At 58.3% G+C, this 12,165-nt stretch carries 10 protein-coding genes; 7 read left to right on the top strand and 3 right to left on the bottom strand.

The window, feature by feature from the left end:
* Positions 1–141: 141 nt before the first annotated feature.
* On the bottom strand, positions 142–2,031 hold the full coding sequence (locus Mal15_RS19390) for a sulfatase-like hydrolase/transferase (RefSeq protein WP_147869280.1): 1,890 nt from the start codon (positions 2,029–2,031) through the stop codon (positions 142–144).
* A 208-nt stretch (positions 2,032–2,239) separates the two neighbouring features.
* Entirely contained in the window at positions 2,240–3,859 is a 1,620-nt protein-coding gene (locus Mal15_RS19385) for a DUF1559 domain-containing protein (RefSeq protein WP_147869279.1), read from the bottom strand.
* Between the two features lie 465 nt (positions 3,860–4,324).
* Between Mal15_RS19385 and Mal15_RS19380 the strand changes: the two genes are divergently transcribed.
* The 5 genes from Mal15_RS19380 to Mal15_RS19360 all read left to right on the top strand — a co-directional run bounded on the left by Mal15_RS19380 (position 4,325) and on the right by Mal15_RS19360 (position 8,716).
* Positions 4,325–5,749 (top strand): CmpA/NrtA family ABC transporter substrate-binding protein, encoded by a 1,425-nt coding sequence (locus tag Mal15_RS19380; RefSeq protein WP_147869278.1) that lies wholly within the window; start codon positions 4,325–4,327, stop codon positions 5,747–5,749.
* Positions 5,750–5,769: 20 nt separating this feature from the next.
* Positions 5,770–6,675 carry an ABC transporter permease gene (locus Mal15_RS19375; RefSeq protein WP_147869277.1) on the top strand — a complete coding sequence of 302 codons (906 nt, stop codon included), beginning with the start codon at positions 5,770–5,772 and terminating at the stop codon, positions 6,673–6,675.
* Position 6,676: 1 nt separating this feature from the next.
* Positions 6,677–7,582: an ABC transporter ATP-binding protein gene (locus tag Mal15_RS19370; RefSeq protein WP_147869276.1), complete on the top strand. Its 906-nt coding sequence runs from the start codon at positions 6,677–6,679 to the stop codon at positions 7,580–7,582.
* Between the two features lie 78 nt (positions 7,583–7,660).
* Positions 7,661–8,119 carry a cyanase gene (gene cynS / locus Mal15_RS19365; RefSeq protein ID WP_199773690.1) on the top strand — a complete coding sequence of 153 codons (459 nt, stop codon included), beginning with the start codon at positions 7,661–7,663 and terminating at the stop codon, positions 8,117–8,119.
* Positions 8,120–8,122: 3 nt separating this feature from the next.
* On the top strand, positions 8,123–8,716 hold the full coding sequence (locus Mal15_RS19360) for an ANTAR domain-containing response regulator (RefSeq protein ID WP_147869275.1): 594 nt from the start codon (positions 8,123–8,125) through the stop codon (positions 8,714–8,716).
* A gap of 225 nt (positions 8,717–8,941) precedes the next feature.
* Here Mal15_RS19360 and Mal15_RS19355 read toward each other — a convergent pair whose 3' ends face one another.
* On the bottom strand, positions 8,942–10,009 hold the full coding sequence (locus Mal15_RS19355; protein WP_147869274.1) for a nucleoside hydrolase: 1,068 nt from the start codon (positions 10,007–10,009) through the stop codon (positions 8,942–8,944).
* A gap of 191 nt (positions 10,010–10,200) precedes the next feature.
* Here Mal15_RS19355 and Mal15_RS19350 point away from each other — a divergent pair, with 191 nt between their 5' ends.
* A complete protein-coding gene (locus Mal15_RS19350; RefSeq protein ID WP_147869273.1) occupies positions 10,201–11,139 on the top strand; it encodes a putative 2-dehydropantoate 2-reductase in 939 nt (312 codons plus the stop codon).
* Positions 11,140–11,635: 496 nt separating this feature from the next.
* Positions 11,636–12,043, top strand: coding sequence for a hypothetical protein (locus tag Mal15_RS19345; RefSeq protein WP_147869272.1), 408 nt, complete (start codon positions 11,636–11,638; stop codon positions 12,041–12,043).
* Positions 12,044–12,165: the final 122 nt, after the last annotated feature.

Below are 12,165 nucleotides of genomic sequence, written 5' to 3'. Positions count from 1 at the left end.
TACCCACGGATTCCCGGCTGAATGACATCCGTGGGTACGCTTTGCCATCCGTGGGTTTCTTTTTTGCGATGTCACTCAGCGTTTCTCACCGAGGCTGCCCATCATTCTGCCCCGAATCATTCTGCCAATTCGCTCCCCGCATCAATCCACGACGTTATTCGTTCCCTCAAGTTCGTTGAGGGCGCGGTTGGTCACGCGGACGCGGTACTTGCCGTCGGAATTGAAGCCTTTTTGGTACTGCAATCCCTGCCGCATCTGGTCGATCACCGGCAGCGCCTGTTCATCGATTTCATCGAGCACGATGGCCGCCTGCAACCGTTCCCACTGGGCACCGGTGGTCATCTCGTGGATCAAGACCGGCAGCGCTGCCTCGGGCAATTCCATTCGGCACAACGCCCGGGCCGCCGCGGTGCGGACGGCCGACGAATCATCGGCCAGCAACTGCGTCATCGATTCGAAGGCGGCTTGTTTTGCGACCGTGCCCAGGTTGCCGATCCCCGTCGCCGCCCAATATCGGATGGCGCTGTCGCCGTCTTCGGCGGCATCGACCAGCGTTTTCAAGGCCGACGGACCGCTTGAAGCGGCGACCGCGATCTCACCAAGCCGTTTGTTGTATCGATCCGCATCGACCTGTCGCAGGACTGCGTATTCGCTTCCCAACGATTCGGCTCGCTCGGCAAGGATCGCTTCGGGGATCAATCCCAGGTCCCCCGTGTCGGCGATCCACCGGGTTTGTGCATCACGCATCCGTTTCAACACATCCGCGTAGGCATCGTCGTCGGCCAAGTTGTGGATTTCGTGCGGATCGGCTTCGCAATCGTAGAGCTCTTCGACCGGTTTGGTGGGCGAGAAATAGTATTCGGCCGCCGGCGGCAATTGACCCGCGTCATGTAACCGTCTCAGCTCGCGCATCGTGGCGCCTTTTTCGCAGGTGTTGATGTATTGGTAATAGCTTTTCAGCGGTTCAAAGTTGCGGAGATAACGGAAACGTTTGTCGCGAACCATTCGAATGATGTCGTAGCGTTCGTCCATGCGGTCGCGTGCGCCGAACACATATTGCCTGGGCGCCGGCAGATCGCTTCCCAGAAACGATTGTCCTTGAACGTACGAGGGCAGGTCGAGACCGGCGAGATTCAAGACGGTTGGTCCGAAATCGATCGAGCTGACCAGGTCGTCGCAAACGGTCCCCGGAGTTCCCTGGTCGTCGACACGATACGCCGCTGGAATGCGAACGATCAGCGGGATGTGTGTGCCTGATTCGTACAGCCAGCGTTTAGCTCGTGGTAATCCGACGCCGTGATCGGACCAGAACATGATGATCGTGTTTTCGTACAGGCCGTCGTCCTTGAGCTGCTGAATCAACCCGCCGGCCCAATGGTCCATGGCCGTGATCAATTCGTAGTTGCGTTTCCAATCCTCGCGCGTGATCGTTGTGTCGCAGTAGTAGGGCGGCAGTTGCAATTTCGCGGGATCTTGACGTTGGTCGTCGGTCAACACCTCGGTCACATCCAGATACTTGCTTTTTCGTGCGATGCCCGATTCATGGCAGCCGGTGAAGTTGAACACGGCGAAGAAGGGCGTGTCATCATCGCCGCGGTCACGCCAATGGGCCTTGCCGGATGAAACATCCCATGTGTCGGCGGGCGTTTTGAATTGGTAGTCCTGCTTGGAATTGTTGGTGCAGAAGTACCCGGCGTCGCGCAGGAATTTTGGGAACGGATGGATCCCATCGGGCAGCGTGGCCGTGCAACGCATGTGGTGCGTCCCGAGTGTCGTCTGGTACATCCCTGTGATGATCCCGCTGCGGCACGGCGCACAAACTCCGGCGGTTGTGAACGCATGGCTGTAGCGGACACCTTCGTCGGCGAGTTGGTCCAGGTTAGGCGTGATCGCATGCTCGTCCCCATAGCACCCGAGGTGCGGGCTGATGTCTTCACACGACAGCCAAAGGATGTTCGGTCGGGGCGGCGCGGCGGACGCCAGGGTTGAAAGGCAAAGGAGGGAGAAGCAAACGGCGAGGGGGCGAGTCATTTGAAAACGTTTTGTCGGGGAGGAATCAATGAGAGGGTTCGCACGGGCGTCCGGCGTATCAACCGGGCGCGTTACAACGTAGCTACGCTCGCCAGAGCGTGGAAAACACGGGTATCCACCTTCTGGCGAAGGTAGCTACGTCGGGCCGGCCGAGCGTCCGTGCTCGGGTGAGACGCTGGCTGTTGCGATCCGCCAAAAAGACGAGTAATTAAAAATTAACCGGTTCGCTGCCGGCCCGCGTCAGCAGTTTCTTGAAGACTTCGGGATCGATGGAATTGGCGATGAATCGGACGGCTCCGTCACCCATCAGCACGTGAAAACCACCGGGGCGGTTGTCGCCCATTTTCGCGAGCGGATCGGATGGATCGATCTGCAGATCCGCAGGTTTTGTCCACGGCACCGCCGCTTGGGCACTGCTTTCGATCGCCATGATGGTGTTGGACGTGCCGTCGGTGATGTCACGCATCCTGATCTGCCCGGAATCTTCGAACATCATGCCTTCTCCTTGAGGTACCTGGAACACGGTGTGTCCGGGAGGCACGATCGCACTGGGGTCGCCATAGGTTCGAGGCATTTGCTCGATCAGTTGGCGGTTGTGGGGGCTGTCCCAGGGTTCATCCAGATGGAACTGTTCATAGAGTTGCTGTTGTTCGATGTAGGGCAGGATTGCGACGCGCCAACTGAGCAGAGGATTACCGTTGTCGTCACGGATCGCGCGATCGGGAAACGTGTTGTAGGTCGCGTGGTAATTGTGCATTGCCAGTCCGATTTGTTTGAGTTCATTGCTGGCTTGCATGCGTCGGGCCGCTTCGCGGGAGGCTTGGACGGCTGGCAACAGCAATCCGACCAGGACGCCGGTGGTGCCGACGTTGCCCGAGAGTCTGACGGTCACGATCTTTCCGCTTCGCTCGGGCCGCACCATGGCAGCGACCTGCGTGCCCAGGCGTTCGATGTATTTCGCCATCGCCTGGTTGACCGGATCTTGGCCTTGGATGTTCTTCATCATTTCGCTGGTCGCCATCATGCGGCCGAAATCGATCGCCTGGTTCAAGACGTTTTCCAGTTTGGCAGCGGAGTCTTCATCGCGACCGACCGCCGAAATCATTAGCGAGCCGGACATCGGGGCGTAGTCGATGTTGATGTACAGTGCATCGGCGTACTCGGCGAATTCCGTCAAGTCGCGAAGTGGCGGAGGAAGTTGACCGGCATTCTGTCGCAGCAGCCCCGTCACCAACGGGCGGATTTGTTGCATGCCGGCCAGCAAGGTCACACCGTCTCGCCGCGTGATCCGCGACGCCAAACTGGGGACTTGACCCGTGCCGTCTTCGCCGGCAGCCAACATCTTTGTCAGATATCCGCCAGAGCCGACCAGAATGGTGCGTGGTCCGGCTTGATGCAGACGCACGATCGGCGGTCGGCGACTCTCATAGACCTCCAGCCCGTCGACTTCCTTGGCGTCGAACTCATTCAAGATCATCGGGTTGAGTTGATCGATCGTGAAGTCGGTGTTCAATTCGATTGCCGCGCCCGCCTGGGGGCCCATCGGGCCTGGCATCCCGACCACGACTTTGATGTCGTCGATGTTTAGCGGGTCGACACCGACGTATTGCAATCCCGCGGCTTGGGCGACTTCGATGGGCGCCAGTTCCCACTCGGGTGAGGTGAGGATTTGTCGCGGCGAAAGGTAGGCTGCGGCGACGGCATCGTCGGGGACATACTTGGTGGAAAGTTTCTCGGCGGTTTGTGCCCGCGTTGATTGCGGTGCGAGCAACACAACTCCACACAGCCAAGTGGCCGTGATGGAACACAGGGTCTTGCGGGAAATCATGGTGGTCTCCGAGCGTGGGGAATGGGGCAGGGACAATTCTAACGAATTCCCCAGTCACGGTTGTTGCTGGTGTGCCGCTGTCCGACCCAATCCATCGCATACCGGACAACGCTTGCTGTGGCGATCGAAATGCACGAATTACAAGCATGGTTGCTGCAACGTTTAGCAATCCTTTCACATCTTCGCATTGCATCGGTCACCGCATGAGACCTTTTTTGCGGCAATCGGATCTGCAAATCATGGTGTTTTCCGCGGCAGGCAAAAAACGACGCCGGGATTGTCTTGGTTTGGTACGGCGATTGCGGAAGTCCCGACCAGCGAAGCACCGAAGTCAGCTGGTGTTTTGAGCGATCAGACAACAAGCGGATGCGCATGCCGGCGTTCCGACTTTCTTTCCCCGCGGACTCTTCCGCAACGCGAGCCTTTTATTCGCGGCTCGAATCACACCTTGCAAGGACTACAAAGATGAGCGTCTTTCGTCGTGATCCATTTGACCCTGATCAGTCGCTTGAACATCAACATCATGCCGGGTGCATGCATGGGGCATCGCCGGTCGACGGTGCGGATGGATCGCAAGGTGAGACGCCGCAATGCTCGTCGACCAGCTGCCACGGCGAGCATGAAAAAGCGATTTCAACCGAAGATGCGATCAGCCATGCCGTCGAAACCGCCGTCGTCAAGGCGATCTTTGGCCAAAGCGATCTTTCGCGACGCAAGGTGCTCGCCGCCGCAGGAGCAGGCGTGGTGGCGGAGATTGTTCGCGGCATGTTTCCGTTGGACACGGCCAAGGCGATGGCGATGGAGGTCGGCAAAATCGAAAAGCCGGATCTATCGATCGGGTTTATTCCGATCACTTGTGCGACGCCCATCATCATGGCCGAGCCGATGGGATTCTACGAAAAACACGGGCTGAACGCCAAAGTGCGACGGGCCAGCGGTTGGGCGATGGTCCGCGATTGGGCGATCACCAAAGAAGTCGACGCGGCGCATATGCTGTCCCCGATGCCGCTGTCGATCACGCTGGGAGCGGGATCACCCAAGGTGCCGTTCTACATGCCGGCGGTGGAAAACATCAACGGCCAAGCGATCACGCTGGCCAACAAACACAAAGGGGTGAAGACCGCCAAGGACATGAAGGGATTCCGGTTTTGTGTTCCCTTCGAATACTCGATGCACAACTACCTGTTGCGATACTACCTGGCCGAAGGCGGCCTGCATCCCGACAAGGACGTTCAAATCCGCGTGGTGCCGCCGCCGGAGATGGTCGCCAATCTGAAAGCCGGCAACGTCGACGGCTATCTTGCGCCTGATCCATTCAATCAACGTGCGGTTTACGAAAACGCCGGCTTCATTTTCAAACTTTCCAAAGAGATTTGGGAAGGGCACCCCTGTTGTGCCTTCGCGATCTCGCAGGAATTCGCCAAGACCTACCCCAACACCTTCTTGGCCCTGTTCCGTTCGATCGTCGATGCAACAGCCTATGCCTCCGATAAATCTAATCGCAAAGAAATCGCCAAAGCGATCGCACCGCGAAACTATTTGAACCAGCCGGTGACCGTGCTCGAACAAGTGCTCACGGGACGTTACGCAACGGGAATGGGAGGCATCGGCAACGTGCCCGATCGAATCGACTTCGACCCGATGCCTTGGCATTCGATGGCCATCTGGATTCTGACCCAGATGAAACGCTGGAAACACGTCGATACCGACTTTGACTACAAGACGGTTGCCGAAGAGGTCTATCTGGCGACCAAGTGCAACACGTTGGCATCGGAGATGGGCTACGAGGATCGGACCGAAACGTACGCCAAACACGTGATCATGGGGAAAGAGTTTGACCCGGCCAAACCCGACGAGTACTTGGCCAGCTTCCCGATCAACAACCTTTAATCCCGACAAGCGAAACAGAGATGAATCCTAAAACCTGGCGCTTGCCGAGTGATCCCAAGTGGTGGCAAGCCAAAATCTTAAGCGTGGCCATCCTGGTCGCCTTGCTGGGCGGTTGGCAGTACGCAACCAGCCGAGCGGCGTTCGATCCCACGGGAATGAACGAAGAAGAATTGATGTTGCTCGAATTCAACGGTGACATCGTGCTGAATGATGCCGGCGAGTACGTGTACAACGAGGAGAAGACGAGCGGAGTCCCGGGCCCGCTGTTGGTCGGCAAAAAGATCGTCGAGGAACTCTCCAATCCGTTTCACAAGAACGGAACCAACGACCACGGCATCGCACATTTGATCTTTTACACGGTGACTCGATTCAGCATCGGGTTTGTGTTGGCCAGCATCGTTGCGATCTTGGTCGGCGTGGTCGTGGGGCTCAACCCGGTCATTTTCAACGCCGTCAATCCGTTCCTTCAGGTGCTCAAACCGATCTCGCCGTTGGCGTGGATGCCGTTGCTGTTGTACACGGTGCAAAAGCCGACGTTGACCGCGATTTTGGTGGTGTTCATGGCATCGCTTTGGCCGACGATCGCCAATACTGCATTCGGATTGGCATCGATCGACAAGGATTACCTGCGGGTGTCGCGGATGCTGGAATTCGGATGGTTTCGACGGCTGTTCACGGTGATCTTGCCGGCCGCGGCTCCGGCGATCGTCGCGGGACTGCGGATCAGTTTCGGGTCCGCCCTGGTGGCCGTGGTGCCGGCCGAAATGTTGCTCGGCGAACTCGGCGTGGGGTACCTGACGTGGATCGAGTGGAACAACTTGGACATCGCAGGTGTGTTGTTTGCGATTCTTGTCGTGGGCTTTGTCGGTTTCTTGATGGATGCCCTGTTCTCCAAACTATCCAAGGCGGCCAGCTATGCAACTTGAAATGCCGACAGCAGAACCCGAAGCGGCTTCCGATACCCAGAGCGACCAGTCCAGCGACGGTCAACTTTCGGTCCGCAACGCATCAAAGTTCTTTCCGTCCCTGACCGGCGGCGGCGAGATCTGCGTCTTTCGAGATGTCTCGCTGGATATCGCCAACGGTGAATTCGTTTCGATCATCGGTCATAGCGGATGTGGCAAGAGCACCTTGCTGAACATCATCGCCGGGTTCGATGAACCGACCTCCGGTGACATCCTGGTCGACGGCAAACAGGTCCAGGGGCCGGGGTTGGACCGAATGGTGGTTTTCCAATCATTCGCGCTGATGCCTTGGATGTCCGCCTTTGACAACGTGCGTGTCGCCGTGCGGTCGGCGTTTCCGTCTTGGGACGCCAAGCAAATCGCACAGCACACGACTCGCTATTTGCACCTGATGGGATTGAGTGATATCGGAAAAAAGATGCCCGCGCACCTGTCCGGCGGAATGCGACAGCGCGTCGGGCTGGCCCGAGCGTTTGCCGTGCAACCCAAGGCATTGTTGTTGGACGAGCCGTTCGCTCAGATCGATGCCCTGACACGCGGCTCCATTCAGGACGAACTGATTCGCATGTGGGACAAGGCCGGGGCGACCGTCTGCATGGTCACTCACGACGTGGACGAGGCGATTCTGTTGAGCGACCGCATCGCGTTGATGACCAACGGCCCCGAAGCCCGCGTCGCCGAGATCGTCGAAATCAACATCCCACGACCGCGGACCCGCGAACAGTTGATCGAATCGGAGGAATACATGCGGTTGCGAACTCGCATCCTGCGTTTCTTGATCGATCACAACCGTCGCCCCACGGCCATGGACGACACGGCGCACGCGATGGACGCCTATCCCCATCGCGACGAGACATCGCACGATTGATCGCCACCCAGTTGATCGCCAAGCAGTGTTTTAGTTATCCCCCCCTCGTTTTCTCTCGGAGATCTCTTTATGACCACGATGACAGAACCCATGCCGACACTCGAACAAGTTGTGACCAAGATCGAATCGGTCAAGGTTTCCAAAGGTCTGACCTGGGCCGAGCTGGCCGAAAAAATGGGGCAAAGTCCCGTTTGGGTCGCCGCCGCACTTTCGGGACAGTGCTCCATGTCCGCCGACGATTGTGCGTCGGTCAAGGAGGTGTTGGAACTGTCCGATGCCGAATGCAAGGTCTTGCAAGGTTACCCCTACCGCGGATCGCTGACACAAACGGTCCCCAGCGATCCGTTCGTGTATCGCTTTTACGAGATCATGCAGGTCTATGGGATGGCGATGAAAGAAGTGGCGCAAGAAGAGTTCGGTGACGGGATCATGAGCGCCATTGATTTTTCGATCGACGTCGATCGTGAACCGGATCCCAAGGGCGACCGAGTAAAAATCACCTTCAGCGGAAAGTTCCTGCCCTACAAAAAGTTCTAAGTGATGGCGATACCGCTTCCGCCGCCGACGTTGAAGTTGATGCTGGTTGACCAGTCCAGCCAGCGTCGCGCGATCCTGGAAAAGATCCTTCGGGACAACGGGTACACCAACGTCTTTTCGACGTCGGGGCTGGATGATTTGTTCGATCTGGTGGCGACCGTCAAACCCGACGTCGTCCTGATCGAGTTGGACAGCCCCCGGCGCGATACGTTGGAGCAGTTGCGGGAGATACGGCAGCGCCAACCCACTCCGGTCGTCATGTTCGCGCAAGACCAAGACGCGCAAACGGTCCACGCCGCTGTCGACTCGGGCGTTTGCGCCTACATGGTCGACAGCGTCGATCGCGTCAAAGTCAAACCGGCGATCGATCTGGCGATGGCGACCTTCGCGGCCTATCGCCGGCTTCGCAAAGAAGCCGACAAGTATCGTACGCAACTGGATTCACGCAAAGACATCGACCTCGCCAAAGCCCTGTTGATGCGGCACCAACGTCTCGGCGAAGGCGAAGCGCACCGCATGCTTCGAAAGATGGCGATGGACAGCAATCGCAAACTTCATCACGTGGCCCTGGAGGTCATTTCCAGCTACAAGGTCTAGGCTTTGTCCCTCATCCCGTAGCGGAAGCCGCGAAGGCTTTCGACTCGCAGCAGTCCACACGGGAAACGCCGAAATTCTTGGCGAATTCCGCTACCACATACGACCCTTGCCGGGTTGAGGAACAAAACCTAGCGGACCGTTCTGCCAAGCACGACCACGCTCGCATGGACGATGGCCCTTCCGGGCCGTCGTTTTTATGACCAACTGCCTGCCCGCTTTGTCGATCTATTTTGAAGGCGGCTGGCTGGTCAGGGCGACCAACGCCTCGGTCGCGCGGCCTTTTTGATCGTCACGCAAAATCAAGTACTGATCTCGGCCGCCTTCGACGGGCTCGAAGGTCGTCAATCCATCCTTGTCGACGGTCACGCGTCCGGGTGGCGAGACATCAAAGTAGGTTCGGTCCGGACGGACGGCGTGCAACACCGAGGTTAAGTCCCAGGTCGGACGATCGTGCGGCGGCGGGTTGTACAGCACATAGGCCTCGGCGATCGGATGGTGGTCGACGTAGTCAAAGTCCTTTTCAATACTCTCGTGCGGATAGCGAAGGTTCAGACCGATCTCAAATCCGCTCCAGACGATCGGGGCCGGCCAATGCTCGGCCAGGTAACGCGCGCTCTCCAAATCCTTGACCACGTTGTATTCGCGGTGATCGTACAACTCGCCCTTGTTGTTGGGGATTTTGGTGAAGGCGCCGGCCATGGCCGAGAGCAGACGCACCTTTTGCTTGACCAAATCCACGCCCGACAACTTGCTGTGTTTGTCCGGTCCGCTACGCAACAGGTTGGCCAGATTGGTCGAAAACCCGACTTGCGCGATCACGACACTGTGGTCCTCGGCCGCAGCGAGGGTTTGGCGCAAGACGTCCACCGCCGACGGTGCCTCGGTGTCCGAGCGGAGGTCGTGTGGGTAACGCAGTCGTCCGTCATCGTGTTGTTCGGCCAACACATTGAACCGACCTTTTTCGGGTGTCACGCCGCTGTCGCATACCCCGATCGGGATTTCGCCACGCCCGTAAAACGTATTGAGCGCGTCGGTGAAGGCGGCCGCCAGCGGGTTGTCTTTGGTGATCGTCACGGCCAGCAATTCGCACTCGCCGCGGGATTGCAGCGAATGGATCACGCCCATCGCCATCACGTCGTCACAATCATTGCCGATATCGGTGTCAAGGATCAGTTGGACGGGCCGCTCGGGCGCGGCGGGATCAGCGGCCGCGACGTGCGAGAGCACGAATAACGCGGAGGTGAGGGAGACGGCGAGACAGAGTCGGGGGAAGGTGATAGGTACGGATCGCATCGGTGGCATCATTTGGCGGGGGTGAAACACAGCTGCTAAAAACACAGCTGCACAAACGATTGTGCCAAATTGTAGTCGGGGCCGACGCGGTTTCGCCAGGGCTTGGTAGCGGAACTGGCCCGGAGTTTCGTAAGTTGAAGGCGATCGTGTCTCTCGAACCGTTCTTTTGACTTTCCCAAACAGCAAACGATATGACCCAGCAAAGCTATGCGATTCTCGGATCCGGGGCCGTCGGTGGCCTGTACGGCGCGATGCTCGCCCGGGCCGGACACGACGTTCATTTCTTGTTGCGTTCGGATTACGAACATGTTCGCGATCATGGCTGGAGAATCGAAAGTCACTGGGGGGATTTCGATTTGGCGCAGGTCAACGCCCATGGGTCGGTTGACACGATGCCCGCCTGTGACGTCACGCTGGTGGGGCTGAAAACCGTCAACAACGATTCCTTGCCGTCACTGCTGTCCAAGCCGACCGGCGCCGGCGGCGTGGCATTGGTGTTGCAAAACGGACTGGGCGTGGAAAAGGATGTCGCCCAGATGATCGGCCCGGAGCGTGTCTTTGGCGGATGCTGTTTCTTGTGCAGCAACAAGGTCGGCCCCGGGCACATCCGCCACATCGATTACGGGCGGATCGTTTTTGGCCCCTACCAGAACAGCCCCGCGACATTGGCCAAAGCGGAACAGATCTGTGCCGAGATGACGGCGGCGGGGATCGAGGTCCAAACCTCGGACGATTTGAACATGGTGCGTTGGCGGAAATTGATGTGGAACATCCCCTTCAACGGACTCTCGGTCGCACTGGATGCATCGACCGACAAATTGATCGGCAACGAATCATCGGTCGACCTGATCCGGGACATCATCACCGAGGTCCATCGCGCCGCCGGCGCCTGCGGTGCATCGATCGATTCGACGTGGATCGAAAAGACGATCGACCACACGCGGACGATGAAGCCCTATGATAGCAGCATGCGTCTGGACTACCTGGCCGGGCGGCCGATGGAATTGCAGCGGATTTTGAAAACTCCGATCGATACGGCAAGCGCGGCCGGAGTCGCGATGCCAAAGGTTCAGATGCTGTACCAGATGTTGGTGTTCATGGAAGCGGTGCGTCGGACAGGGGGTGCGTAGACCGGTCCTCGCTTCCGAGGTCGTGCGGTTCTTAACCGCTCAGATAGCAGGCTCTTACGTTCTTCACTCGCTTGCAGGACGGTTTTTCTTTTTGGCGGTGCGTTCGGAGGCAAGGTCTCGGGAAATCGAAAAAGCCCACGGATGGCAGCGCGAACCCACGGATCCCCGACCGCACAACATCCGTGGGTTCGCGCTGCCATCCGTGGGCAATCACTTCCTTCGTGGTACAGGGCCGCCAGAGTAATTCGCGAAAACCCTTTAGAATCAACGACTTAGAATCCGCACGCTCCCTGCCACGGAGAGTGAAGTCGTAAACGCCTGTTAAATCAGAGTTTTAACATTGCGCGTCCTCTGCCGAGGAAAGCGACGTCCACACGGCAGGTTCTGTGAACATCGTGGGATTGGCGTTCGGATATACTACTCCGCTGATCTCATCACCCACCGCTGCGCGACGGGCCCACGCGCGCCTCTGACAATCCCCGCGGAGAGTCACCTCATGAAGTTTCGCCTTTCGACGATTCTGTTGGTCGTTCTTTCCACTGCTGCGATGTGTGGCTGGTGGGTGGATCACCGTCGGCTGCAAGACGATGCCAAGCGAGCCAACTCCGAAGCGGCCCGCTTCGCGATTGAACTGTACCGAGTCCATTTGAAGCAGAGTTATCAACAGGACTACGGGGGCGTGTTACCGGCAGGGACGCGTGCGATTCAGTTGAAAACTGGGGACGTTCTGGATGTCACGGTGGCGGACGGCAGGCAGGATTTACTCGATCGGCTGGGCGAGGGAGAGACGAACTTTCGTGTCAAGGATCAGACGGGAAAGGTCTTGGAGATCGGGGATCTGCTGCCGGTCTTCCCGATGTGTTCGGGGAAGCGTTGTGCGACGCCGGGGGACAACGGTCTGTGAGGTCGGTATGGTGGTGCGAGTGGAGGACGATCCGGCGTGCGCAGCTTGGATGGGGGCAAGACGATGGGGGCAAGACGATGGGGGCAAGACGATGGGGGCAAGACGATGGGGGCAAGACGATG

It is taken from the genome of Stieleria maiorica (assembly GCF_008035925.1).
GTDB lineage: Bacteria > Planctomycetota > Planctomycetia > Pirellulales > Pirellulaceae > Stieleria > Stieleria maiorica.
The sequence above is the reverse complement of the archived record's forward strand: the minus strand, read 5'-3'. Positions and strand labels throughout refer to the sequence as shown.